The sequence below is a fragment of the Methanoculleus oceani genome, assembly GCF_023702065.1.
Lineage (GTDB): Archaea > Halobacteriota > Methanomicrobia > Methanomicrobiales > Methanoculleaceae > Methanoculleus > Methanoculleus oceani.
Genome location: NZ_QFDM01000002.1, coordinates 776,295 through 799,766, shown reverse-complemented (window position 1 = coordinate 799,766; position 23,472 = coordinate 776,295). Strand labels below are relative to the sequence as shown.

Annotated in this window: 24 protein-coding genes; 12 read left to right on the top strand and 12 right to left on the bottom strand. The window is 63.4% G+C overall.

Going from position 1 to position 23,472, the window contains the following annotated elements:
• The first annotated feature begins 69 nt into the window (after window positions 1–69).
• The 3 genes from DIC75_RS09010 (at window position 70) to DIC75_RS09000 (ending at window position 2,924) form a co-directional block, all read left to right on the top strand.
• Entirely contained in the window at window positions 70–1,026 is a 957-nt protein-coding gene (locus tag DIC75_RS09010) for a slipin family protein (RefSeq protein ID WP_250987682.1), read from the top strand.
• Window positions 1,027–1,120: 94 nt separating this feature from the next.
• Window positions 1,121–1,324: a rubredoxin gene (locus DIC75_RS09005; RefSeq protein WP_250987681.1), complete on the top strand. Its 204-nt coding sequence runs from the start codon at window positions 1,121–1,123 to the stop codon at window positions 1,322–1,324.
• Window positions 1,305–2,924, top strand: a complete 1,620-nt coding sequence (locus DIC75_RS09000; protein ID WP_250987680.1) for a thiamine pyrophosphate-binding protein — start codon at window positions 1,305–1,307, stop codon at window positions 2,922–2,924. The genes DIC75_RS09005 and DIC75_RS09000 overlap by 20 nt, the downstream gene beginning before the upstream one ends.
• 425 nt (window positions 2,925–3,349) lie before the next feature.
• Here the strand turns inward: DIC75_RS09000 and DIC75_RS08995 are convergent, their stop codons facing one another.
• From DIC75_RS08995 to DIC75_RS08975, 5 genes are all read right to left on the bottom strand, one after another.
• Window positions 3,350–4,093, bottom strand: coding sequence for an MIP/aquaporin family protein (locus tag DIC75_RS08995; protein ID WP_250987679.1), 744 nt, complete (start codon window positions 4,091–4,093; stop codon window positions 3,350–3,352).
• A 69-nt stretch (window positions 4,094–4,162) separates the two neighbouring features.
• Entirely contained in the window at window positions 4,163–4,372 is a 210-nt protein-coding gene (locus tag DIC75_RS08990; protein WP_250987678.1) for a DUF2180 family protein, read from the bottom strand.
• 13 nt (window positions 4,373–4,385) lie between these two features.
• Entirely contained in the window at window positions 4,386–5,885 is a 1,500-nt protein-coding gene (locus DIC75_RS08985) for a DUF2193 domain-containing protein (RefSeq protein ID WP_250987677.1), read from the bottom strand.
• 414 nt (window positions 5,886–6,299) lie between these two features.
• A complete protein-coding gene (fen, locus tag DIC75_RS08980; RefSeq protein ID WP_250987676.1) occupies window positions 6,300–7,301 on the bottom strand; it encodes a flap endonuclease-1 in 1,002 nt (333 codons plus the stop codon).
• 48 nt (window positions 7,302–7,349) lie between these two features.
• A complete protein-coding gene (locus DIC75_RS08975) occupies window positions 7,350–7,664 on the bottom strand; it encodes a hypothetical protein (RefSeq protein WP_250987675.1) in 315 nt (104 codons plus the stop codon).
• 57 nt (window positions 7,665–7,721) lie between these two features.
• Between DIC75_RS08975 and DIC75_RS08970 the strand changes: the two genes are divergently transcribed.
• Window positions 7,722–8,627, top strand: a complete 906-nt coding sequence (locus DIC75_RS08970; protein ID WP_250987830.1) for a presenilin family intramembrane aspartyl protease PSH — start codon at window positions 7,722–7,724, stop codon at window positions 8,625–8,627.
• Here DIC75_RS08970 and DIC75_RS08965 read toward each other — a convergent pair.
• On the bottom strand, window positions 8,566–9,546 hold the full coding sequence (locus tag DIC75_RS08965; protein ID WP_250987674.1) for an NOG1 family protein: 981 nt from the start codon (window positions 9,544–9,546) through the stop codon (window positions 8,566–8,568). The two genes, DIC75_RS08970 and DIC75_RS08965, sit on opposite strands and share 62 nt — an antisense overlap.
• A gap of 48 nt (window positions 9,547–9,594) precedes the next feature.
• Between DIC75_RS08965 and DIC75_RS08960 the strand changes: the two genes are divergently transcribed.
• The 3 genes from DIC75_RS08960 (at window position 9,595) to DIC75_RS08950 (ending at window position 11,363) form a co-directional block, all read left to right on the top strand.
• The gene (locus tag DIC75_RS08960; protein ID WP_250987673.1) at window positions 9,595–10,473 is read left to right on the top strand and encodes a CBS domain-containing protein; all 879 of its coding nucleotides are present in this window, start codon (window positions 9,595–9,597) and stop codon (window positions 10,471–10,473) included.
• Window positions 10,474–10,617: 144 nt separating this feature from the next.
• A complete protein-coding gene (locus DIC75_RS08955) occupies window positions 10,618–10,827 on the top strand; it encodes a histone family protein (RefSeq protein ID WP_011844756.1) in 210 nt (69 codons plus the stop codon).
• Window positions 10,828–11,105: 278 nt separating this feature from the next.
• The gene (locus DIC75_RS08950; RefSeq protein WP_250987672.1) at window positions 11,106–11,363 is read left to right on the top strand and encodes a PRC-barrel domain-containing protein; all 258 of its coding nucleotides are present in this window, start codon (window positions 11,106–11,108) and stop codon (window positions 11,361–11,363) included.
• Here DIC75_RS08950 and DIC75_RS08945 read toward each other — a convergent pair.
• The 5 genes from DIC75_RS08945 to DIC75_RS08925 form a co-directional block, all read right to left on the bottom strand.
• Window positions 11,339–12,043, bottom strand: coding sequence for a phosphoglycolate phosphatase (locus tag DIC75_RS08945; protein ID WP_250987671.1), 705 nt, complete (start codon window positions 12,041–12,043; stop codon window positions 11,339–11,341). The two genes, DIC75_RS08950 and DIC75_RS08945, sit on opposite strands and share 25 nt — an antisense overlap.
• The gene (radA, locus tag DIC75_RS08940; RefSeq protein WP_250987670.1) at window positions 12,037–13,011 is read right to left on the bottom strand and encodes a DNA repair and recombination protein RadA; all 975 of its coding nucleotides are present in this window, start codon (window positions 13,009–13,011) and stop codon (window positions 12,037–12,039) included. Before radA ends, DIC75_RS08945 begins: the two co-directional genes overlap by 7 nt.
• A gap of 108 nt (window positions 13,012–13,119) precedes the next feature.
• Window positions 13,120–14,403, bottom strand: a complete 1,284-nt coding sequence (locus tag DIC75_RS08935; RefSeq protein WP_250987669.1) for an OB-fold nucleic acid binding domain-containing protein — start codon at window positions 14,401–14,403, stop codon at window positions 13,120–13,122.
• A gap of 16 nt (window positions 14,404–14,419) precedes the next feature.
• Window positions 14,420–15,712: a diaminopimelate decarboxylase gene (lysA, locus tag DIC75_RS08930; protein ID WP_250987668.1), complete on the bottom strand. Its 1,293-nt coding sequence runs from the start codon at window positions 15,710–15,712 to the stop codon at window positions 14,420–14,422.
• A complete protein-coding gene (locus DIC75_RS08925) occupies window positions 15,709–16,857 on the bottom strand; it encodes an LL-diaminopimelate aminotransferase (protein WP_284738431.1) in 1,149 nt (382 codons plus the stop codon). The genes lysA and DIC75_RS08925 overlap by 4 nt, the downstream gene beginning before the upstream one ends.
• A 114-nt stretch (window positions 16,858–16,971) precedes the next feature.
• On the opposite strand from DIC75_RS08925, the gene nifS reads away from it, so the two are divergent.
• The 5 genes from nifS (at window position 16,972) to DIC75_RS08900 (ending at window position 20,091) form a co-directional block, all read left to right on the top strand.
• Window positions 16,972–18,171, top strand: coding sequence for a cysteine desulfurase NifS (gene nifS, locus DIC75_RS08920; protein WP_284738430.1), 1,200 nt, complete (start codon window positions 16,972–16,974; stop codon window positions 18,169–18,171).
• A 129-nt stretch (window positions 18,172–18,300) separates the two neighbouring features.
• The gene (cutA, locus tag DIC75_RS08915; RefSeq protein WP_250987666.1) at window positions 18,301–18,618 is read left to right on the top strand and encodes a divalent-cation tolerance protein CutA; all 318 of its coding nucleotides are present in this window, start codon (window positions 18,301–18,303) and stop codon (window positions 18,616–18,618) included.
• Window positions 18,618–19,367, top strand: a complete 750-nt coding sequence (gene fdhD / locus DIC75_RS08910; RefSeq protein WP_250987665.1) for a formate dehydrogenase accessory sulfurtransferase FdhD — start codon at window positions 18,618–18,620, stop codon at window positions 19,365–19,367. Before cutA ends, fdhD begins: the two co-directional genes overlap by 1 nt.
• Window positions 19,364–19,837, top strand: a complete 474-nt coding sequence (locus DIC75_RS08905; RefSeq protein WP_250987664.1) for a DUF1890 domain-containing protein — start codon at window positions 19,364–19,366, stop codon at window positions 19,835–19,837. Before fdhD ends, DIC75_RS08905 begins: the two co-directional genes overlap by 4 nt.
• Window positions 19,816–20,091: a DUF1894 domain-containing protein gene (locus DIC75_RS08900; RefSeq protein WP_250987663.1), complete on the top strand. Its 276-nt coding sequence runs from the start codon at window positions 19,816–19,818 to the stop codon at window positions 20,089–20,091. Before DIC75_RS08905 ends, DIC75_RS08900 begins: the two co-directional genes overlap by 22 nt.
• Before the next feature lie 56 nt (window positions 20,092–20,147).
• Here DIC75_RS08900 and DIC75_RS08895 read toward each other — a convergent pair whose 3' ends face one another.
• A complete protein-coding gene (locus tag DIC75_RS08895; protein ID WP_250987662.1) occupies window positions 20,148–23,453 on the bottom strand; it encodes a Kelch repeat-containing protein in 3,306 nt (1,101 codons plus the stop codon).
• Window positions 23,454–23,472: the final 19 nt, after the last annotated feature.

The window sequence follows — 23,472 nt, the reverse complement described above, 5'->3', positions numbered from 1 at the left end:
TGATTCAAAATGGACTATATAAGCATTATTATATACCTGGGGCGTACATCATCCGGCGGGTAGAACCTTATGAGCAGGCAGAACCCGCTGCGATATGCAATTGCCCTCCTGATCGCGCTCCTTGGAGTGCTGGTCGCGTACGCTGCCTTCACAATCCCCGGCCTCTCCCCCGTCATCTGGGTTGCCGCCGCCATCGTCCTCGCGGGGGTGCTCGCCGCCGCCTCGGTGCAGATCGCCGACCAGTGGGAGAAAGCGGTCGTGCTGCGCCTGGGCCGGTTCTCGGGCCTCAGGGGTCCGGGCGCCTTCATCATCGTGCCGCTCATCGATACGGTGGCCTACTGGATCGATCTCCGCACTATCACGACGTCGTTTCGGGCGGAAAAGACCCTCACCCGCGATACGGTCCCGGTCGACGTCGAGGCGGTCCTCTTCTGGCGCGTGAGGGACCCGGAAAAGGCGGCGCTGGAGGTCGAGGACTACCGCTCAGCCATCAGCTGGGCGGCGCAGACGGCGCTCCGGGAGGTCATCGGGAAGTCCGACCTCGCAAATATGCTCGAGGGCCGGGAGAGGCTCGATGCGGAGCTGCAGCGGATCATCGACGTCCGGACCGAACAGTGGGGAATCCATGTCAGTTCCGTGGAGATCCGGGATATCCTGATCCCCCGCGAGTTGCAGGACGCGATGTCCATGCAGGCCCAGGCGGAGCGCGAGCGGCAGGCGCGGGTGATCCTCGGCGACTCCGAGCTGCAGGTCGCGAAGAAGTTCGAGGAGGCGGCGAAGACCTACCAGAACAACCCGACCGCCCTCCACCTCCGGGCGATGAACATGCTCTACGAAGGCCTCAAGGAGAAGGCGACGCTCGTCCTCGTTCCGGCATCGGTGCTCGACACGATGACCCTCGGGACCACCCTCGGCCTCTCGGCGCTCGCCAAAAACGTGGCGGAGGAAAACGGGGACAGCCGGGGGGTCGCAGCCGGTGATGAGAAGCCCCGTCCCCCTGCGGTGGGGAAACCCGGGTCGCCCTGACTCCGCTCCCTGCCGCATGTCGCCGGGAGGCGAGGCATTTTTATACGTGGAGATGGGGTACGGCCCGGAGAGTTATCATCGGAGCGTGGAGGGTATGGCACGATGGGTGTGCAGTGTCTGTGATTACGAGTACAATGAGGAAGCGGGGGACCCGGCAACCGGCATACCGCCGGGTACGCCGTTTGAGGAGCTCCCCGACGACTGGCGGTGCCCGCGCTGCACCGTGGGGAAGGGAGCGTTCGTGCGGGTCAACGGAGAAGAGGAAGAGGTGAAGACGGATGAAGAAGACTACCTCTGAAGGGGCCGCCATGACCGTGGCCGACGTTCTGGTCTCGGAACTCGCGGCATGGGGGATCACCCTGTACTTCGGTATCCCCGGTTCATCGTCGCTCCCGTTCGTGGACGCGGTGAGGAAGAACCCCGGTGCCCGGTATATCGTCGTCCGGCACGAGCAGACCGCGGCGCTGGCGGCGTCTGCCTACAACAAGTTTACGGGAAAGATCGCGGTCTGCCTGACCATCGCCGGACCCGGGGCGACGAACCTCGCCACCGGGCTCTACGACGCGAAGGAGGACCGGGCGAGCGTGCTTGCGCTCTCCGGGCAGGTGAAGACGCAGTACGCCGGTCCCGGCGGCATCCAGGAGATCGACCAGGACGCGTTCTTCCGGCCCATCACGGTCTTCAACAACACCGTCGCCGACCCGACGACGGCGGTCAAACTCCTCACCCGGGCGCTCCGTTACGCCGTCATCGCCCGCGGTGTCGCCCAGCTCTCGCTCCCGAACGACGTCCAGGCGGAACCCCTCGAACCCGCCTACTGCGAACGCGAGACCTGTCTCCCGGCGGTCACGGTGGCCCCGACCGACGAGGCCGTCCGGGCGGCGGCCGAGGCGATCGACGGCGCCGCACGGCCGGTCATCCTCGCGGGTTTCGGGGCCATGGGTGCGGCCGGAGCGGTCCTCGATCTCGCAAAGACGATCCAGGCGCCGGTCGTCACCACCTTCCGGGCGAAGGGCATCCTCCCCGACGAGGACGAGTGGGTTGCCGGGGTGCACGGGCCGCTCGGGACGCCGCATGCCCGCACGCTCGTCAGCGAGTCGGACCTCGTGATCGCCTGCGGGGCGAGTTTCTCCGACCTCACCGGGATACCCGGGGACAAAAGGGCCGTCCACATCGATATTGACCCGCTCCAGCTCGGCAAACACCCGTTTGTCGTGGCGGTCTGGGGTGACTGTGCCGTCGCCCTGCCCCGGATCCGGGAGCGGGTCCGGCAGCGGGAGGACGCGGGGACCCGCGCATGGCTCGCGGAGCGGAGACGGGAGTGGTTCGACCGGCTCGACCGGGAGGCCGACCCACAGATCGTCCCTATCCGCCCGCCCTACATCATGAAGGTCCTCTCCGAGACCCTGCCGGAGGATGCGGTCATCTCTCTCGACGTCGGGGAGAACCAGTGGTGGTTCGGGAGGAACTTCCGGATGAAGCGGCAGCGGTTCGCGATGTCGGGCTACCTCGGGACGATGGGGTTCGGCCTCCCCGGGGCGATTGCGGCGAAACTGGCCTATCCGGAGAAGACCGTCGTCTGCATAACCGGGGACGGCGGGTTCTCCATGGTCATGGCCGACTTCGCCACAACGGTCAAGTACGATCTTCCCATCGTCGTCGTGGTCTTAAACAACCACGAACTTGCCATGATCCGGGAGGAGCAGCGGGAGGCGGACTACCCGCCGTTCGGCACCGATCTCACGAACCCCGACTTTGCCGCCTTTGCAGAGACCTGCGGCGGCGCCGGGATGCGGGTGACCCGGCCGCAGGACCTCCCGGAGGCCGTTCTCCGGGCGGTGCAGATGAACAAACCCGTCGTCATCGATATCGAGACCGATCCGAAGCGGTTCGAGTGAGGTTCCGCCCCGTTCCCCATCGGGATGCAGTGGGGCCACGATACCCCGCGAAAGCGCGAGCCCGGACCGGACCGGTCTGGTGCAGGCACCGGCAGGGCGCGGCACGGCGCTCATCCGAAATCTATAAATATCCTCCGTGGGAATGGGGTTCCGAGGGTAATGTGAACATCCCGGTCATGGGTACGCGGTCCGCGACGCCTGTGCCGGGTACGTGCGGATCTCCGGATGTCGATCCGGGTGGGAGCACCGGAGTCGCTTCGTCTGCTCCACGCTAAGGGTTCCCTGGTGCCCGTGTAATCGACGGGCATTCGGGCAAACTTGCGGCGAACCGGGTCCGCTCCGGTTCACCGCTCTTCTTCCTGCCGGCAAACCGGCGGGGTTTTTAATCGGACTACAACCGTTGCGAAAAGAGTGATAGGGTCTGGTTACTCGCCGGAGAGGTAATCGTAGAGGAACGCGGCGAGCACCGCACCGACGATGGGGCCGACGATGTAGATCGGGAAGAACGCCCAGAGGTTCTGTCCTCCGATGAGCCAGTCCCCGAGGTACGGCCCGAACGTGCGGGCGGGGTTTAACGACGCGCCGGTCAGGTTCCCGATCGTCGTGATGATGCCGGCGACCGCGAGGCCTACCATGAGACCGGCAAAGCCCGGCGGGGCCCGCTCGTCGACGGCGACGCCCATGATGACGAGCATCAGGAGGAACGTCCCGATCGCCTCGATGACGATCGCCTGCAGGTAGCCGATACCGTGGAAGGGCGCTGTCGCCCCGAGACCGCCGATCGTGACTGCGTCCGGGCCGACGGCCCAGGCAAAGAGCAGGCTTGCGGCGGCTGCGCCAAGGAGCTGGGCGGCGATGTACGGGGCCACATCGCTTCCGGGGAACCGCCGGGTTGCAAAGAGGGCTATCGTCACCGCCGGGTTGATGTGGCAGCCCGATATCCTTCCAAGGGCGTAGATAGCCCCGGCGATGGCGATGCCGAAGGCAAGCCCGATGGCGAGCCAGTCGCCGAGGCCGCCGAGCGCCCCGATCCCTATGTTGAACGGCGTCGACGGGGTGGTTCCCGCCGCGATCATCAGCGTGACGACCGCGGCCCCGGCCCCGAAGAAGACCAGGAGGAACGTCCCGAGCGCTTCGGCGACGAATCGTTTTCCGAGAGATACAGTCATTGTTTCACCAGATCAAGGTAACACCGTTTCAGAGATGAAGATTTGCCCAAAAATGGCCGGGCGAGTGCCTTACTTCCCGTACAGGGCAGCATAGCACTCGGGACAGAGAATCCTCGGCAGCGGAGCCTTCACGCGCTTGCTGGGAAGCGGGTAGCCGCCCTCCCAGAGATCGACATCCTTCCGGATGGCGTGCTCCATGCAGAGTCCCATCCCGCAGACGATGCAGACTGCCACCGCCTCGCTCTCTCCCCCCTCAAGGGCGCAGATGTAGCACTTCATAGCGTAGCCCCCTTCAGACCGCCTCTTTCCACTGGCAATAGTGCTGCCGCTGGTCGACAAGGCTCGTCGTGGCGCAGTTCTTGCAGCCCCGCACCGGGGCGGCGGACTGGTCCTTCTCGAGAGCGATGACGTTGGTCATCATTGTCGCGGTCACGGGTTCGCTCGTGAGGAGGCACGGGTAGTCGGCAAGACGCATCAGGGCGGAGAACCGGACGGTTATCGCACAGGCCGGGTAGGCGTACCACTGCGGGTTCATCAGCACCTCGTTTGCGTGGATGGGTGAAAGATCGACGGGGTACTTGCCGACCATCGGGGTCAGGACTTCGTCGGACCCGTTCCGGTTCTTCCGCGCCCTGTCGATGAGCTTCCACCCGCGGTAGATCATGTCCATGAAGTCGCAGTTGTGGAGTTCCGCCGCCGCTCCCCGGGTGGGGTAGGAGAGGACATAGTTGTGGAACTTCTTCGTGAGCAGGTCGACGACCATCGGGGCGTTGAATGAGTCGAGTTCGAGGATGTACTCGGTCGCGGAGGCCGATGCACCGGTGGCAAGCGAGAGGACGTCCCAGTAACTCCCGTATGAGTCGAGCGAGTTTCGTAGCGTCGACTCCATCACCTCCGTAACCGCCTCGATCACCGCCATGACGACGTCGTCCTTGCACATGTTGAAGGTCGACTGTGCGATGTGGTGCGCGACGTCGCCGACGCTGTAGGCGGGGACCGTCAGGATGTTGCCGTAGTGGACGCCGTCGTCGATCGCGGCCCTGACGGTTCCTTCCATCCGCCGCCGGTACTCGCTCATGTACTTCCGCGGGTCAAAGGACGTCATCCCGGCCTCGTCCATCAGCTCCGCCTGGGCCTCGACGGGTTCACGGTAGATCCTCTGCATGATCGCGATCTCTTTTTTCGTCGCCTCGGCGGGGGTGGCCCCTGCCTCGAGGGCGTGGGCGAAGACGTCCCCGAACCCGTAGGAGGTGTTCATGCCCCAGGATTTGGCGGCGAGGATCGCCCGCTTGTGCTCGACCGGGATATCAGTCTTCTTCAAGACCCGGTTCACGACGTTGCTCGTGCTCCCCGGGATCAGTGCGAAGTCGACGACGCAGGTGGGCCCGTAGAACCCGCCGTAGCGCCGCACCGCCTCAAGGCCGATCCTGGCCTCCGTATCCGCGATCGCCTGGATGAAGGCATCGACGCTTCGCGCGAACGCTTCGTCCTGACTCTTCAGGATCTCGAGCACCACGGGTGTCTGGTAGTGCTCGACGAACGGGTCGTCTTCGGGACGGACGGTTGCTGCGAGGCCTTGAAGAATCTCGGAATGCGAGATCACCGAGTTCTTGTGGAGGTCGATGACCGCCTGGCTCTGGTCGCCGATCGCCGTCATCTTCCGGACCGCATCGACGTAGGGTTTCGTGTCCTCGATGGTAAACTTCTGGCCGCGTTTCGCCTTTACCGTATCCACGTCCGCCCGCTGGGCGGCCATGGCCTCGTTTATCATCTTCTCGTAGAGTTCTCTCATATCGGATCACCTGATGGTATCCTGCTGCCCGATCCTGCGGACAGCATGTTCGGAGGAGCAATCCTTACGGCGGTCCCTGCAGGACCCCGGGTTTAGCAGAACGACTCTGGGCGACGGAGAATGCGGATGGTGGTGTGGCCCCGGGGAGGGGCTGGAAGAGCCGGGAGAACGGTGACCGGTAATGGTCGATGATGCTTGAACGACGGCCGGGGATAGAGAGATTCACTGTCGGTCCCTGTACATTCTATCTTGCCTTGAATGCCTGGTAGAGATTCGTCAATCGGCGTAATTGGTCGTTCCCACATATATCTGTTATGCCGTTCGGTAAAGCCCGTATCCGGGGGAAAAGAGGTCGGGTTCGGGTTATCGGATGCTTCTCGGGGTCGGTCCGGCGGAAAGTTGCCGCTTCGGCGTTCAGAACCAGGCGTCCAGCGTCTTCTGTGTCGCCTTCACCGAAACCTTGTCGAGAGCGCTCCTGACCCGTTCTTCGGAGAAGTCGTAGCGCTTACAAAGCATCTCTGCGACCCCTTCGACGTCCGGCGGCCTCCACTCGAGGGCGTAGTCGTCGGTGACCGGCGGGTCGAGGAAGAAATCCCGGATCGGTCCGGGGTCGAAGTCGGGCGATTTCTCCGCGATCACTGACTCAAATTCGCCGTTTCGGACGACTTTCAAGGCCGTCTTGCCGCCGATGCCCCGGATCCCTGGGTTGAAGTCCGTTCCCACCAGGATCCCGATCTCGACGAGCTGCTCCCTCGTGACGCCGAGACAGTCGAGGAGGGAAGAGAGGACGATCCTCTCAGGGTTCACCGTGATCGTCCGCCCCCTGGTCTTTCGCCGGCCGCTGACGGTGAGGTTGCGCACCAGCACCGGGGAGCCGAAGAGGAGCGAGTCGTAGTCCTGGGAGACCGCGTAGGTGACGTCTCCCCTCTGTGCCATGTGGGCCGCCTGTGCTTCGCCTTCGCTCGGTGCCTGCACCCAGGGGAGGCCGAGCAGGTCGAGGAGTTCGCGGGACGACGCGACGACGTGGCTGTCGATACGGGCGGATGCGCTCGCCTGCTTGTACGCCTCCTCCATATCCCCCTCTCTCAGGGCCGTCTTCCAGGCCTCGTCGGCCCTGGTGCGGACGAGGCGCCGCTCCTCGATCGTCTCCTGCTTGAAATCCGGTGGCTTCCCGTCGAAGACAAAGACCGGTTTGATGCCTTTCTCCAGGAAGTTGACCGTCCTGAAGAGGATGCCGGAGAGGTGCGAGGTGATCCTGCCTGCGCCGTTCATCAGCGGGGTGCCGTCCGGCTGCCGGATGATGGAGAGAAACTGGTAGAGCGCGTTATGAGCGTCCACTGCGGCGATGCCGGAAAGGCCGTCCCACGTCACCGTCTCTTTACAGTCTGCCAGGATATCTCGGATAGCAACGCCCATGCTACCTGATCATGAGAGAGGGAGAGGCCATTAAGATGACGATCCGGTTTACCGGTACATCCGCCGGGAGAGCCCGTCTACAATCTCTTCGATGTGGCTGACCGTATTGTCGTATTTGGCGCTCATCGTCTTTCCCATCTCCTCCATGTTCACGCGCATGGTGCGCTCCCGCTGCGCGACGCTCGCCTCAAGGCTCAAAATCTTCATACCGAGAGATATGAGCAGCCCCCCGAGGGAGAGCATCATGAACGTCGCAGCAACCGCTATGATCAGGTCCTGCCAGAACCGCATCACCAGTACGACGGTGGAGACCACCATCACGATGGTGAGAACGATGTCGCCGATGAGTTCGCGAATCTCCATATTTTAAAGTGATGAGGATGCATTAATTAACCTACCTATAGTGAATGGAGTTTTGTGATGCAGATACGCGACTGGCTGCCACTTCTTGGAATGCCCCTTATGCTCCTCTCGGTCCAGATGATTGCCATCATCCTCGTCATACCCATGCAGGCGGCGGGGCTTGTGGCGTTCGAGGATCCCGAATCGGTTGCAAATCCCCTGATTTTCATAGGGATGCTGCTCGTCTTCACGCTGATCCTGCTCCTCCTGATCCGGATGGGAGGACGGCGTTTCATCTCCATCTTCATCGGCATCTCCATATTCCTGACGTTCGTCTACATCTTTTCGGCGCTCTCCACCCTCGCGCTCGGGGCCACCGGTGCCGCCGCCGTCGGGACGCTCATCGGTGCCGGAGCGGCGACGGCGCTCCTCTATCTCTACCCGGAGTGGTACGTCATCGATATCCTCGGCGTGCTGATATCCGCGGGTGTCGCATCCATCTTCGGGATATCCCTCGCCATCCTGCCGGTGCTCGTGCTGCTCGTGCTGCTCGCGGTCTACGACGCCATATCGGTCTACCGGACAAAACACATGATTACGCTCGCCGAAGGCGTCCTCGAGACAAAAGCTCCCATCATGGTCGTGGTTCCGAAGAGAACGGACTACTCATTCCGGCGGGAGGGCCTCAACATCGCGGAGGGGGAGGAGCGCGGCGCGTTCGTCATGGGCATGGGCGACCTGATCATGCCCTCCATTCTCGTGGCATCGTCGCACGTCTTTGTAGACGCGCCCGCCGTCCTCTGGATCCTCTCCGCCCCGACGCTCGGCGCGATGGCGGGGTCGCTTGCCGGTCTCGCCGTCCTCCTCTACTTTGTCAACAAGGGGAAGCCCCAGGCGGGCCTTCCTCCCTTGAACAGCGGCGCTATTGCTGGGTTTCTGGTTGGGGCGGCTCTCGCAGGTTCGTTTTCGTGGCTTCCTTTCTGAAGGTGAGCAGGAGGTTGAGCACCGCCTCCGTTCCCTCGCCGGTGAGCGTGGACATCGCCGGGTAACCCTCGATCCCCCGGATATCCATCTTGTTTACGACCGTCACCACCGGCACGTCGACGAGCCGGTGTATCTCCTCAAGGAGCCGGAGCTGGTCGTCGAGTGCGTATCCGCAGTGCTCGCTTGCGTCCAGGATGAAGAGGACGACGTCGGCCGTGTTGATGATGGCGCTTACCGCCTGCCGCTCGATGGGGTTCCGCTCTTCGGCCGGACGTTCGAGGACTCCGGGCGTGTCGATGAATTGGATCCGTTCGCGTTTCCCGATATCGTGGTGGCCGACGATGATCCCCTTGGTGGTGAACGGGTAGGCGGCGATTTCGGGCTCTGCCGTTGATACGTGCCGGATAAACGAAGATTTTCCGACGTTCGGGAATCCCGCCACCACCACGGTGAACTCGTCCTCGCCAACGTGCGGGAGTTTCCGAAGGATGTTTCTCGCCTCGTTTAAGAATACGAGGTCGTCTTCCACCTGGTGAACGATGGAGGCTATGCGGGCGACTGCCTGCCGCCGTTTCCTGTCGGTATCTATCCCCGATCGCATGCTGCGGGTGTAACCGGAGCCGATGACCCAGACCTGGTCGGCCGCCCAGTTGACGGCGCCGAGGGACTGTTTCAGCCGGTCGAGCGAGACGAGGATCTCGGTCGCCTCCTGGTAGAAGGGGGAAAGGCGCTCGAAACTCGGGAACGAACTGACCACGCTTTTTAACTTGTCGTGGAGGGCTTTCGCGACCGCTCTTACGAACTCTTCGTTTGCGGTATCGACGTTGGTCTTCAGCTTCTTCTTGGCTGCCGCCCTGCGAAGACTGCGGTCGAGCACTTCGTCCGCCGTCGGAACGGTCGGGATAGTTTCAAACTCCACTGTACGCACAACCTAATGTATTTAAACAACGTATAATTACTGATAATTATGGATCTCTCTCCGATTCAGAAGGACATCCTGATAACTCTGATTACTCTATATCATCAGTTCTCCCACTCTATAAAAGGTGAGGAGATCGCGGATGTGCTGAAGCGCAACCCCGGCACAGTCCGCAACCAGATGCAGGCATTGAAGGCGCTGGGGCTTGTAGACGGCGTTCCCGGTCCCAAAGGGGGTTACAGCCCGACTGCAGGTGCGTACAAGGAACTGAATCTCGGAGACCTCGAGCACCAGTCCGAGGTGCCGATCTTCCGCGACGGTGAGAAGGTAAAGGGCGTCCGGGTCGCGGAGCTCGGTTTCACCACCCTCTGCCACCCGGACCTCTGTCAGGCGGTGGTCAAGATCATCGGGAGCGTGAAACTCTTCCGCGTAGGGGATATGGTCTCGATCGGGCCCACGCCGGTGAACAAACTCCTCGTCCGCGGCGAGATCTTCGGGATGGACGAAAACCAGCAGGCGCTCCTGATCAGTGTCGCGGAGATGATATCCCTCCCCAAGCAGTCGATCAAGCACTACATGAGCACCCCGCTCCTGGCCCTGCCGCTCTCCGCCACCCTCCGGGATGCGGTTCGCCTCTTCAGCAAGCATCACATCCACGGGGCGCCGGTGCTGCAGGACGGCGACCTCGCGGGCATCGTGACGTTGAGCGATGTTGCCCGCGGCCTGGACGGGGGCATGACACTGGATGCGCCCGTCACAAAGGTCATGACCACCGATGTGGTGGAAGCGCCGTCGTCGATCCGGCTCTATGAACTGGTGGGCCGGTTCAAGGAACGGGAGATCGGGAGGCTGATTGTGGTCGAGGACGGCAAGCCCATCGGGATCGTTACCCAGACCGATATTATTCGGGTCTTTCCCTCACTTTGATACCCTCCCCGTTCTGAATTTCGCGCTTCAACCCCTCTGGGGACGGATAAGTATTTATATGAGAATACCTATGGTGCTTCTGTAAAACGAGTTCTGTGTGTGAGTGCATTTCACAGAACTCAATGAAAAGGGGGAAATGAGATCATGACTGATATACCTCTGGCACCTGTTGGCAGAATTGTAAAGAAGTCCGGCGCGGAACGTGTGAGTTCCGATGCCAATGAAGAGCTCGCAAAACTGATGGAGCAGTACGCGTCAAGGATCGCGAAAGAGGCGATCAAACTGGCGGGTCATGCAGGCAGAAAGACGGTCAAGGCAACCGATGTCCGGATGGCGGCCGAGACCGTGAAGTAACTCAACCCTGAATCTATTTTTTGCGGCCGGGAGTTACCTGCGCCGCCGATATGAACCTCTTGTTTCGAAGTTGGCCGGAGGAAAGCCTGTTACCGTGGAAGTCGTAATGCGGCTCTCCGAAGAAGGAGGCCTCCGAACGCCCTTCGGCCACGGTCAGCGGCGGCGCAAACTCTTCCGGATAAAGAATCCGCCTTCCCGATATGGAATCTACAAAGCAGTTTTCCCGTGATTTTATAGACTTTAGAAGATTTAAATAGTACAAACGCCCCACGTTTTGTATGAGCAAAACGTTCTGCCGCGCCCTTGCGAGGAAGAAAGTGATGAGTAATGATGGCATGCTCATCGGGACTATCAAGAATATTATGGTCGACCTCAACACAGGGCAGGTTGTCGACCTGCTCGTCAAACCGGACGAGACGTTTAAGACCGACGGTTACAGGACGGACGGGGACAAGATGCTCGTGCCGTTCGAGGCGGTAAAGGACATAAAAGACTACGTTGTGGTCGATCGCTACCTGCTGAAGAGATCGGGATAATACTTTTTTATCGCTTCCACAAATCCGTCTCCGTAGGCTCCTCCGGTGACCCAGTCCGCCGCCGTACGGGCCTGTTCCGGGGCATTTCGCACCGCAACGCCGATGCCGGCAACTTCAAGCATCTCGATGTCGTTTTCGGAGTCTCCGACGGCCATCATCTCGGAAGGGGAAAGGCCCATCTCACGGGCAAGTTCCACGAGTGCCGTCCCCTTGCTCACGCCGGGTGCCTGAATGTGGATCGCAAACCCGGTATCCAGCAACCGGACGGGGAGGTGACGGTCACGGATGACTGCTCTTGCTTCTTCGGGGTCGATGGTCCGGGCGAAGGCCACGTCGGCGAACCGGTATTGTGCGCCGAAGAGTTCGAGTTCGACGCCTTTTCCGGCAAAATAGTCGTTGAGCACCTCGAATGCTGCGAGGCAAGTCTTCTGGTCGCCGGGGATCCGGAGGGTGCCTGAAAACCCCCTCCGGTAGACGCCGCCGTTCTCGCCGATGATCGTCCCGTCCGTCCCGACCATCTTACAGAGTCCGTCCATGAAGCAGACGGTGTTGCCGCTTGCGAGCACCACCTCGATCCCGGCATCGACGAGGGTCCGGACGGCCTCGACGGCAGCGGTGTTGATGCGCCGCCGCCGGTCGGTGATGGTGCCGTCGACATCCGTTACGAGCGCCTTCAGCACGGCTTGAGCCCTGCCTGTTCGACCATGAATGCCGCCTCGCCCTCGGGGAGGTTGGGGCTGTCTACCAGGCGGGCAACCCGCTTGCCGCCCTTGCTCTTACGGAGGTAGAGGCGGAAGGTCGCGGTGTGCCCGACGATGTTGCCGCCGATCGGTTTGGTGGGGTCGCCGAAGAGGACGCCGGGGTTCGACATCACCTGGTTGGTCACGAGGCCGACGGCGTTGTGATCGTCGATCAGTTTCAGGAGGTCGTGCATGTGGCGGTTCAGTTTCTGCTGCCGGGGAGCAAGGGTGCCCCTCCCCGCGTACTCCGACCGGAAGAGCGACGTCAGCGAGTCGATGACGAAGAGTCTGACCGGATAGTCGGAGGTCCGCAGGTCGTTCGCGAGCTCCCGTGCAGTCTCGAGGAGCAGCATCTGGTGGTCGGAGCTGTGCGCCCGCGCGACGTGGATCCGTTCGAGGACGTCATCGATCGAACCGAGGTCCGCCTCTTCGGGGAGTCCGTTCAACATCTGCTCGATCCTTTCCGGGCGGAACGTGTTCTCTGTATCGACGTAGATGACCCCGCCGGCGAGGCCGCCGAGTTCTTCGGGGAGCTGGGCGTTGACGGCCATCTGGTGGACGAGCTGGCTCTTCCCGGACCCGAACTCGCCGTAGACCTCCGTTATCGCCTGCGTCTCGAGGCCGCCGCCGACCAGTTCGTCGAACTCGGGGACCAGCGTCCTGAGCTTCTTGATACCCTTCCTCTTGTCCAGGATATCCCGGCCCGTCTTGAAGCCTCCGATATCCGCCATCTTCCGGGCGGCAAGGATCACCTTCTTTGCGGTCGCCTCGCCGATCTCCGCCGCCTCGGCGAGATCCGACGTGGTGGCCGTTGCAACGCTCTCGACGGTCCCGTATCCGGCCTCACGGAGTTTTTCTGCAGTGGTTGCCCCGACGCCGGGTAAATCTTCAAGATCAATCTCTGACATTTCAATCCTCACTTGATCTCTATGGTGTGTTCTGTTACGCTACACTAAGAGTCTATAGTGGGAGAGATAAAGGTCGCTTGCCGTGCGGGGTGAAAGTGAAGATCGGGATCAGGGTTTCCTGGAGAACCGATCCAGGCGACGTTGCAGACCCTCGGGATCGGGCGGTGCGGCCTCCAGGTGGCTTGGCCTGATCACGCCCCGGTGCACCGTACCCCTGGCGCGCACACGGTACCCGACGGGCAGCGGCTCATCAAGGAGGTAGCAGGCATCGCCGGTATCAAGAGAGATCCCCTGCCTGGTGGCGATGATCGTCCCCTCGACCTCCACTTCCTTCTCTTCATCGGTGAGGACGACGAGAGCGCTCCCCCAGGAGAGGTGCAGTTCGAGGTCGCCGTACCGCCCCCGCCGGGCGGTTGCGTTGTAGACCTCGATCCGGTCTCCCGGGACCAGGTGCTCGTCCGCCTTCTCGCCCCAGATCACGACCGGGATCCCGGCGGTCTCGTCGGCAACGACCAGGTTCCTGACCGAGGACTGCCGCCCGCTCCGCGTGGTAAACGCGTGAGGGGGCTGTACGGAGAGAACCGTTCCGGCGAGCGAATACGACCCCCCTTCTTCTATACCCGCGACGGTATCGAGCGGGAGGACGATCTCCCGGTCGGCACGCGAGACGGATGCCGCCTCGCCGAGGCTGTATTCGATCCCCCGGTCGCTCTCCCGTGCAACGGCGCCGCGGATGACGATGCTTTCTCCGGGTTCCACCCCGAGGAGGACGGCCGGCGCCCAGGCGACGAGCCGGAAGACACCGTCTTCGTTCCCGATGACCGCTTCGACCATCTCCCCCGGGCTGCCGTCGCGCCGGGTGAACGTCCGCGGGCTCTCGACGGAGATGAGCCTGACATCGAGGTCTCCCTTCTGTTCGGGAAGCGCGGCGGTTGCCGTCTCCTCGCAGGCGATCTCGCACGAAGCCTCCTGGATGGCGACGGCGGTGACGTCGGGGATCTTCCCGCGGCCCTTCGGCCGGCCGAGGATCTCGAGCACGTCCCCTACCTCGATCTCACGGACGCCCGCGGCCTTCTCGTCCCAGAGGGTCAGCCTGGCCCTGCCGGTCTCGTCGCCCACCGTTACGTTCGCGACAAGACCGGTCGCGCCGTCGGGCCGCTCGAACTCCCTGGGCTCCTCGACGGCGAGCACCTTTGCAAAGAAGCACGCGAGGCTCGGGGCCGCCGCGAGGTCGTGGATACGGATATGCGCCCGTCCGAGGTCTTTGACGACCAGCATCGCCGCCGTCCGGTCGTCGAGGAGGTCCCCCGACTCCGCTACCTTCTCCTCCACCCGGCGCTCGAACTCTCCCTTTTCGAGGAGGTCATCGACCAGAAGGTAGTGAAACTTCACGGCTGCGGCTCCGCTCCTACTCCTGCCAGGGCGGTGTCACCATGGGGGCGGTCAGGTCTTCGATCGTCTCGGCCCGGCGCATCAGGGCCGCCTTCTCGCCCGCGAGGAGCACCTCGGCGCACCGGGGACGGCTGTTGTACTGGGACGACATCGCAAACCCGTATGCCCCGGCATCCAGCACCGCGATGAGATTGCCGGCCGATAGATCGGGGAGCATCCGGCCCTTTGCAAGGATGTCGCCCGTCTCGCAGATCGGCCCCGTGACGGAGTACTCCCGCACCGCGGGTGCGTCTGCCCTGTCTGCCGCCACGATCTCGTGGTAGGAGTCGTACATCGTCGGGCGGACGAGCAGGTTGAACCCGGCGTCGACGTTGGCGAAGGTCGCATGAGCGGTCTTGACCGAGTTGACCCGCGTCAAAAGGACCGTCGAGTCGGCGACGAGCCACCGGCCCGGCTCGACCCAGAGTTCGGGCTCGATCCCGAGGTCGCGGATACCCTTCAGGAAGACCGGCATGACCGCTCCCGCATACTCCTCCGGCGTCGGAGCCCGGTCGATCTCCCGGCGGTAGGGGATGCCGAGGCCTCCCCCGATATCGATGAATTTCAGGTCGACCCCGATATCGAGCAGATCGCGGGCGACACCGATCAGCACCTCGACCTCGCGGGCGAAGGGCTCCACGGCAAGGATCTGCGACCCGATGTGACAGTGGACCCCGACCGGGTTGACATGCTCGGCGGCGAGCGCCTCCCGGTAGGCATCGAGGATCTCTCCCGCCGGGATACCGAACTTGCTCGTGGCAAGACCGGTCGCGATCTTCGGGTGGGTGGGGACGTCGATCGCGGGGTTGACCCGGAAGGCGATATCGACGGTCTTCCCCGCCTTTCCGGCTGCCGCATCGAGCTGCCGGAGTTCGTCGGGCGAGTCCACCGAGACCCGGATGCCCTTCTCTACGGCGAGGGCGAGGTCGGCCGGGGTCTTCGAGCTCCCGTTGAAGAGGAGCGACTCAGGGCGCATCCCGGCGGCAAGGGCGAGCGCGACCTCTCCCGCAGAGAAGACGTCGGCCCCGGCACCCATCGACGCGAGGGTCCGGAAGATTGCCAGGTTGCCGTTCGCTTTCGCGGCGTAGAGTATGCGGACCTTTTTGTAGTGGGCGGTGAGGGCGCCCGCAAGGCGGCGGAAGTTCTCCCGGATCCGCCCTTCGTCGGTGACGTAGAGCGGGGTGCCGAACTGCCGGGCAAGGTCCACCGTGTCGTGCTCGCCGATCCGGAGGTGGCCGTCCCCGACCGAGAGGTGGGAGGGGAGGATCACAGGCCGAGCCCCCGCATCCGGTCCACTGCCTCGTTGATCCGCTCGACCGACCGGGTGATCGCGAACCGGACGAACCCCTCGCCGTTCCTGCCGAAGCCGACTCCGGGAGTCGCGACGATCCCGGCCGAATCAAGGAGCCGTGCGGCAAACGCCATGCAGTCGTCGACAGGCGCCCAGACGTAGAAGGTGGCCTTCGGGGCCGTGACGTCAAGACCGATCTCCGAGAGACCCCGGACGAGCACGTCCCGGCGCTCCTGGTAGATCGAGCAGGCCTGCTGCACGCAGTCCTGCGGTCCGGTGAGCGCGGCGATAGCGGCGTGCTGGATGGCGTCGAACGCGCCCGAGTCGACGTTGGTCTTGACCCGGCCGAGCCCGGCGATGATCCCGGGGTTCCCGCAGGCCATGCCGATTCGCCATCCGGTCATGTTGTAGGTCTTCGAGAGCGAGTGCATCTCGATCCCGACCTCCATAGCGCCGTCCGCCTCGAGGAACGAGGGCGCCCGGTAGCCGTCGAAGGTGATCTCGGAGTAGGCGTTGTCGTGGACGACGACGATGTTGTGCTCCCGCGCGAACTCGACGACCTCCTCGAAGAACGAGAGGGGCGCCGTCGCGGCCGTGGGGTTGTTCGGGTAATTGATGAAGATCAACTTCGCCTGCTTCACGACGTCGGCGGGGATGTCCTCGAGGACCGGGAGGAAGTCGTTCTCCGCCCGGATAGGCAGTTCGTGGACCTTTCCTTCGGCAAAGAGCGTTGAAGTCTTGTAGACGGGGTAGCCGGGGTCGGCGGCGAGGACGACCTCTCCCGGGTTGACGAATGCCTCGGCGATGTGCGCGATGCCTTCCTTGGACCCGATGAGCGCGAGCGTCTCCTTCTTCGGGTCCAGGTCGACCCCGAACCTGCCCCGGTACCAGTGGGCCACCGCCTCGCGGTAAGCGAGCATGCCGGTGTAGGAGGGGTAGTGGTGGTTCTTTTCGTCGCGGGCCGCGGTGCAGAGGGCCTCCACGATATGCGGGGGGGTGGGGAGGTCGGGGTCGCCGACCCCGAGGTCGATGACATCGACACCCTGGCGCCGTTTCTCCTCTTTCATCTCGTCAATGCGCGCAAAAAGGTAAGGGGGAAGGTGATCCATCCGTCTCGAGTACATTATCAGATATTGCGCACGAGACCCTATTTATTTTCTCACTCGCGCTTCCAGGGCTCCCGACGGCTCCCGAACCGGTAACGCTGATACACTCCCGGACCCAACGATGTACCGGACATGAACGACCAGGATCAACGCCCCATATATATGGACCATGCGGCGACGACATTCATGAAACCAGAGGTCATCGCGGCGATGGTCCCGTATTTCTCCCGATACTTCGGCAACCCCTCGTCCCTCTACCGGTTCTCCAGCGAGTCCCGGAAGGGCGTTGAGGAGGCGCGCCGGGAGGTTGGAGCGGCTCTCGGGGCGGGGCCGGATGAGATCTTCTTCACCGCGGGCGGCAGCGAGGCCGACAACTGGGCGATCAAGGGGGCTGCTCTCGCGAACCGGGGGCGCGGCGACCATATCGTCACCTCCTTAATCGAGCACCACGCCGTCCTCCACACCTGCGGGTGGCTCGAGAAGCAGGGGTTCTCCGTCACCTACCTCCCTGTCGACGAGTTCGGCCGGGTGGACCCGGCCGACGTCGAGGACGCGATCACCTCAAAGACCATCCTCGTCTCGGTGATGACGGCGAACAACGAGATCGGGACTGTTCAGCCGGTCGCGGAGATCGGTCGGGTCGCGCACGACCACGGCGTCCTCTTCCACACCGACGCCGTCCAGGCGATCGGGGCGGTCCCGATCGACGTGGAGCGAATGGAGATCGACCTTCTCTCGCTCTCCGCGCACAAGTTCTACGGCCCCAAGGGGGCCGGAGCGCTCTATATCCGGCGGGGGACCCGCATCGAGAATCTGATCCACGGAGGCGCACAGGAGCGGGGCCGGCGGGCCGGGACCGAGAACGTCCCCGGCATCGTCGGGCTCGGGCGGGCGATCGCGCTCGCGACCGCCGATATCGAGGAGCACAACCGCAGGATCGCCGCGATGCGGGACCGGCTGGTCCGGGGGGTTCTCGGGTCGATCCCGGATGCCCGTTTGAACGGTCACCCGACCGAGCGGCTCGCAAACAACGCGAACTTCAGTTTCCGCTACGTCGAGGGCGAATCGATCCTGCTGCTGCTCGACGCCCGCGGGATCTGCGCCTCCACCGGGAGCGCCTGCTCCTCGGCGTCGCTGGAGCCGTCGCACGTGCTGCTCGCGATCGGGCTCCCCCACGAGGAGGCGCACGGCTCGCTCCGGCTGACGCTCGGCGACGCCAACACGGAAGAGGATGTCGACTGCGTTCTTGAAGTCCTCCCCGACGTGATCGGGCGGCTTCGGCAGATATCGCCGCTGACGCCTGCTTCCGCCCGGGCACCGGAGGCCGACTGATGTCTGCCGGAAGAGTGGCGGGGGAGATCCCGGACCCCCGGGAGACCGGATCGCGTGGATGCTCTCGGGGGTCCGGGTGCGTCTCCCCTCCCGAGAACGATTAAATACGGTTGGTACGAAGGTAAAACCATGGTTCTCCCGGAATTTATTCTGGTCTTCTGCACCGCCCCTGCCGGCGAGGCGGGGGAACTCGCGAAAGCGCTCGTCGATGCCCGGCTGGCGGCCTGCGTGAACGTTACCAGTGTCCGGTCCTGCTTCCGGTGGGAGGGCACGGTCAAGAGCGAGCCCGAACAACTCCTGGTCATCAAGACACAGCACCGCCTGCTCGACCCCCTCATCGCGCGGATCCGGGAACTCCACAGTTACGACCTCCCCGAGGTCATCGCCATTCCCATCGTCGGCGGCTATGCCCCGTACCTTGACTGGGTCCGGGAGGAGACGGCCTGATGGAGATCGTCTGCCGCGCCGGGATCCAGGTGACGGGCGACGGTGCGCGCACCGTCCACGACGACATCATCGTCGAGGACCATGTCCGGCTCTTTTTGAACGGCGAGTACCTCACGACCCTGGTGGCGAGCCCCGACCGCCTGGACGATCTCGGGGCCGGGTTTATCGTCTGCGAGGGGCTGGCGGACGGGATCGACTCAGTGGTGGTATCGGGGAAGGACGTGCACATTGCCGCCCCGATCAAAAAGGACATCCGGCTCGAGGTGGAGTCGTCCGGCGGTTACCGCGTGCTCGGCGAGCCTAAAGGGGTTGCCTCGTCGATCACGGTCACGGCGGACGGCATCCGTGCGGTCACGGCGGCGATCGAGTCCGATACCTGGCGGAGAACCGGCGGCGTCCACTGCTCGGTCCTCTTCTGCGACGGCGAACTCGTCACCCGGGCCTGCGATGTCGGCAGGCACAACACCGTCGACAAGGTCGTGGGCTACGCGGCCCTCCGGGGGCTCGACCGGTCGACCTGCATCCTCGGGTGCACCGGGAGGCAGCCGGCGGGGATGGTGGCGAAGGCGGCGAACGCGGGTATCCCGATCGTCGTCTCCCGCGCCGCCACGACCGACCGGGGTATCCTCACGGCAGAGCGCGCGGGTCTCACCCTGGTCGGTTTCTCGCGGGGTGAGCGGTTCACCATCTACACGCACCCGGAACGTGTGCCCGAAGTCCTCAAACAACTGGAGAAGACTCAACCATGACGGAAAACAACGAAAAGACCGCACTGATCCTGCTCGGGTGCCCGCAGGTGCCCGTCCAGACGAGCCTGGCGCTTTATCTGGTGCATGGCCTGAAGCAGCGGGACATCCGGCCGGTGATTGCCGGGACGACGGCGGCACGGAAACTGATGGAGGTGGCCGACCCGGGCCGGTACTACGTTTCGGAGATGACCGATCTCGACGACACTATCGACGAGATCACGGGAAAACAACGAGATTTCGACCTCTGCTTCGTCTTCATCCACAACGATTCCGGGATCGCCTACGCAGGTACTATGGCCTACATCTCAAAGGCACGGCTGTATACGCTCCTCTTCGGGGAGCACGCGGAAGAACTTGCCGGCGAGATCGAGTTCCCCTGCGAGGTTGTCGCGGCAAAGGCCGTGCACAACCCCATGCCGCTGAAGCGGAAACTCGACGAGGTGATGCAATGGGCTGTCTTGAAGCGCTGAAACCCGAGATCATCCTCTCCCAGGCTTCATTTAAGGAGGCGCGGGAGTATATCAAGAAGAACGTCCGGGAATGCCACGAAGTCGAACCCGGCTACAAGATATTCGACGTCCACATCATCGGTGTCCCGCCGCTCTATATCGGCGTCGAGGGCGAACACCTGATCTTCCCCTACACCAAGCCCTGCCACGGGACGTTCGTGGTGAAGGTCCCGGGCGGCGAGGAGCTCGCGCGGCTGCGGGCGAGGAAGAAGTAACCCATCTCAATTTTTCGTATCAAAAAAGGGTGAGCGTTTTATCGCGTCTCACTGTATCAGTCGTAATTCCGGAAGAGCGCCGGGTTCTGCCGCCGCATCCACCAGCGCCGGATCAGGTATCCGGCCCCGGCCAGCACCAGGACGGCCCCGGTGACAAGGGCGATCATCGGAAGCGGGAATTCTGGCGCCGGTTGGGGCAGCACGGCCGTGGTCTGCTCCGCGGTGGGTTCTGCGACCGCACGCGACGTCGTCGTCGCTGCAGTTGGCGTAATAACCGCACCCGCCTGCTCGACTCCGCAGATCGCGAAGAGGGAGAACCCGGGGCTCGTTGCCGTGAAGGTGACCTGCCCGTTTTCGGTGGCCCCGGCCGTCGTCGGCAGGGCGGTCCACGCCGCGCCGTTATGATGGTAAAGCACGATATCCTCCGCCGAGAGGCCGTGCTCCTCGAGCCACGCGGCCGGGACGGAGAAGGTGATCGTTGCCGCGGTGATGGTTGTGTACCGGGCAGGCACGAGGCTGAAGTACTCGTATACGATGCCCGGCAGGGACTGCACCGTGCCGGTGACGGTGAGCCCGCCGATCCCGGTGCCGGTGACGCTGACTTTGCTCACGGGCGAGTTCCCGCCCACGCTCATTTCGACGGTGGTGGGGGTCTGCACGGGGGTGACCGTCGGGCTGTCGCCGCCGCTGTCGTAGATCGGCCCGGGGGTCGGCGTCGGGGCCGTGACCGTGACGTACCCTGCCTCGGAGTGCGTGTCGTCTCCTCCCAGGTTGCCGACCGTCAGGTTGACCGTGTAGGTCCCGGCAGAGGCATAGGTGTGCGTGGGGCTTTTCTCCGCCGCGCTCGTGGTGTTGAACCACTCGCCGTCCCCAAACGACCAGTTCCATGCCATGGGCGAACCGGTTGAGGCGTCGGTGAATTGCACGATCAGGGGTGCGGTGCCGGACGTCGGCGTACCGCTGAAGGCTGCTGTCGGAACATCAGAGGAGGTAACCGTGATGTAATTGACCTCGCGCGTACTGCCGTACCCGGCGGCATTGTATGCCTGCAGTGCTACCGAGTAGGTGCCCGAAGCGGCGTATTCGTGCGTGGGGTTCTGTTCCGACGAGCCCACGGGGTCGAACCGCCATATATCGTTCATATAAACGGAACCGCTCTTGCCGCCAATGAGTACGACGCTGCCGTCCGGCAGCACGACCGCCGTATGTCCATACCGCCCCGACCAGTCGGCACTCTCGTCCACCCGCGTCCACGTTGCGCCGTAATCGGTCGAACGCCACACGTCGTTATTATAGTTATAGCCGTCATCACCGCCCATGAGCAGGATGCTTCCGTCCGGCATCGCGACGCTGCTGTGAATGGCCCTTGCTCCCCACCCGGCGTTACCGGTCTGTTGCGTCCAGGTTGCGCCGCCATCTTCCGACCGCCACACGTCGTTCCTGTAGGTGCCGTTCCAACCGCCCATGAGGACGATGCTCCCGTCCGGCATCACGACGCTGGTGTGATAGGTTCTTGCCGGCCACCCGGCATTGCCGGTCTGTTGCGTCCAGGTTGCGCCGCCATCGTGTGACCGCCACACGTCGTTAAATCGGGTGGTGCTGTTAGAACCGCCCATGAGTACAATGCTCTCGTCCGGCAGCACGACGCTGGTATGTCCATCTCTTGCCGGCCACCCGGTATTCGGTAGCAGGTCCCAGTGAACGCCGCCGTCGGTCGACCGCCACGTGTCATTCAATGAGGGGCCGTGATGACCGCCCATGAGTACGATGCTTCCGTCCGGCAGCACGACGCTGGTGTGGCCGGTTCTTGCCGACCACCCGGCGTTACCGGTCGCCAGCGTCCACGTGGCTCCGCCGTCGGTCGACCGCCATACGTCGTGCAAGTAGGTGTCGCCATGACCGCCCATGAGGAGGATGCTTCCGTCCGGCATCGTGACCGCCGTATAGACATACCGCCCCGGCCACCCGGCACTCTCGTTCACCTGCGTCCACGGCTCCTCGTACGTCTCATCGCCGAAGAACCATGCCCAGCCGGTCGGTATGTCGGTCGAAGAGTCAGTGAACTGCACGGTCAGCGGTGCTGGACCGGACGTCAGGTCGGCGCTGAACGCTGCTGTCGGGGCAACCGGGGCCTCAACCGTGATGTAATTGATCTCGCGCGTACTGTTGTACCCGTCGCCGTTGAACACCTGCAATGCTACCGTGTAGGTGCCCGTAGCGGTATAGATGTGCGACGGGTTCTGTTCCGTCGAGCCCACGGGGTCGAGCCGCCACACGTCGTTCAGGTAGGTAGGGCCATTATAACCACCCATGAGCAGGATGCTCCCGTCCGGCATCGCGACGCTGGTGTGATAGATTCTTGCCGACCACCCGCCATTCGGCAGCTGCGTCCATGCGGCTCCGCCATCGGTCGACCGCCACACGTCGTTTTTATAGGGGTAAGCATCCCCACCACCCATGAGTACGATGCTGCCATCCGGCATCGCGACCGCGGTATAGCCATCTCTTGCCTCCCACCCGGCATGCTCGGTCGCCAGTGTCCATGTGGCTCCGCCGTCGGTCGAGCGCCACACATCGTTCACGTGGCCGCTGGCGTCAAAACCGCCTATGAGTACGATGCTGCTGTCTATCGCGACCGCTCTAGAGGATGAGCGTGCTGACCACCCGGAGCTCCCGTTCACCTCCTCCCACGTTGTGCCGTAATCGTGTGACACCCACGTGTCGTTCAGGTAGGTGCCGTTAGAACCGCCCATGAGCAGGATGCTCCCGTCCGGCAGTGCGACACTGGTGTGACAGTAGCGTGCCGACCACCCGGCACTCGCGTTCACCTCGGTCCATGTTGCGCCGCAGTCGTGCGACACCCACGTGTCGTTCAGGAAGGTGACACCGCTCTTACCGCCCATGAGTACGATACTATCACCGATCACGACCGCCGTATGGTCCAGGCGTGCCCCCCACCCGGAACTTGCGTTCACCAGCGTCCACGTCGTGCCATAATCGTGTGACACCCACGTGTCGTTTTCATAGAGGCTAGGCACACCAGTCTTCCCACCACCCATGAGGACGATGCTGCCGTTCGGCATCGCGACCGTCGTATGACTGTACCGCTCAGACCACCCGGCATTGCCGGTCTGCTCCGTCCAGGCTTCGCCGTAGGTCTCGTCGCCGAAGAACCACGCCCGGCCATCCGGATCGCCGGTCGATTGGTCGGTGAAGTCTACGGTCAGGGGTACGACGCCGGAGGTCGGCGTGCCGCCAAACGCCGCTTCCGGGGCGGCGGCGCTCGCGGTGCCGATGAGCAGGAGGACTGCAATGAACAGGCACAGCGCCATTGGGGGAATGTTCTTTCGACGATCATCCATATAGGAAGAAAAAAATTTT

What these genes read in the sequence shown, in the direction of transcription:
- DIC75_RS08905 (WP_250987664.1), top strand. Translation starts at nt 19,364, where the DNA reads ATGACGGAAAACAACGAAAAGACCGCACTGATCCTGCTCGGGTGCCCG.
- DIC75_RS08955 (WP_011844756.1), top strand. Translation starts at nt 10,618, where the DNA reads ATGACTGATATACCTCTGGCACCTGTTGGCAGAATTGTAAAGAAGTCC.
- fen (WP_250987676.1), bottom strand. Translation starts at nt 7,301, where the DNA reads ATGGGCGTTGCTATCCGAGATATCCTGGCAGACTGTAAAGAGACGGTG.
- cutA (WP_250987666.1), top strand. Translation starts at nt 18,301, where the DNA reads ATGGTTCTCCCGGAATTTATTCTGGTCTTCTGCACCGCCCCTGCCGGC.
- fdhD (WP_250987665.1), top strand. Translation starts at nt 18,618, where the DNA reads ATGGAGATCGTCTGCCGCGCCGGGATCCAGGTGACGGGCGACGGTGCG.
- DIC75_RS08960 (WP_250987673.1), top strand. Translation starts at nt 9,595, where the DNA reads ATGGATCTCTCTCCGATTCAGAAGGACATCCTGATAACTCTGATTACT.
- DIC75_RS08985 (WP_250987677.1), bottom strand. Translation starts at nt 5,885, where the DNA reads ATGAGAGAACTCTACGAGAAGATGATAAACGAGGCCATGGCCGCCCAG.
- DIC75_RS08970 (WP_250987830.1), top strand. Translation starts at nt 7,722, where the DNA reads ATGCAGATACGCGACTGGCTGCCACTTCTTGGAATGCCCCTTATGCTC.
- DIC75_RS08995 (WP_250987679.1), bottom strand. Translation starts at nt 4,093, where the DNA reads ATGACTGTATCTCTCGGAAAACGATTCGTCGCCGAAGCGCTCGGGACG.
- DIC75_RS08900 (WP_250987663.1), top strand. Translation starts at nt 19,816, where the DNA reads ATGGGCTGTCTTGAAGCGCTGAAACCCGAGATCATCCTCTCCCAGGCT.
- DIC75_RS09000 (WP_250987680.1), top strand. Translation starts at nt 1,305, where the DNA reads ATGAAGAAGACTACCTCTGAAGGGGCCGCCATGACCGTGGCCGACGTT.
- DIC75_RS08975 (WP_250987675.1), bottom strand. Translation starts at nt 7,664, where the DNA reads ATGGAGATTCGCGAACTCATCGGCGACATCGTTCTCACCATCGTGATG.
- DIC75_RS08990 (WP_250987678.1), bottom strand. Translation starts at nt 4,372, where the DNA reads ATGAAGTGCTACATCTGCGCCCTTGAGGGGGGAGAGAGCGAGGCGGTG.
- radA (WP_250987670.1), bottom strand. Translation starts at nt 13,011, where the DNA reads ATGTCAGAGATTGATCTTGAAGATTTACCCGGCGTCGGGGCAACCACT.
- DIC75_RS08925 (WP_284738431.1), bottom strand. Translation starts at nt 16,857, where the DNA reads ATGTACTCGAGACGGATGGATCACCTTCCCCCTTACCTTTTTGCGCGC.
- DIC75_RS09005 (WP_250987681.1), top strand. Translation starts at nt 1,121, where the DNA reads ATGGCACGATGGGTGTGCAGTGTCTGTGATTACGAGTACAATGAGGAA.
- DIC75_RS08950 (WP_250987672.1), top strand. Translation starts at nt 11,106, where the DNA reads ATGAGCAAAACGTTCTGCCGCGCCCTTGCGAGGAAGAAAGTGATGAGT.
- nifS (WP_284738430.1), top strand. Translation starts at nt 16,972, where the DNA reads ATGAACGACCAGGATCAACGCCCCATATATATGGACCATGCGGCGACG.
- DIC75_RS08895 (WP_250987662.1), bottom strand. Translation starts at nt 23,453, where the DNA reads ATGGATGATCGTCGAAAGAACATTCCCCCAATGGCGCTGTGCCTGTTC.
- DIC75_RS09010 (WP_250987682.1), top strand. Translation starts at nt 70, where the DNA reads ATGAGCAGGCAGAACCCGCTGCGATATGCAATTGCCCTCCTGATCGCG.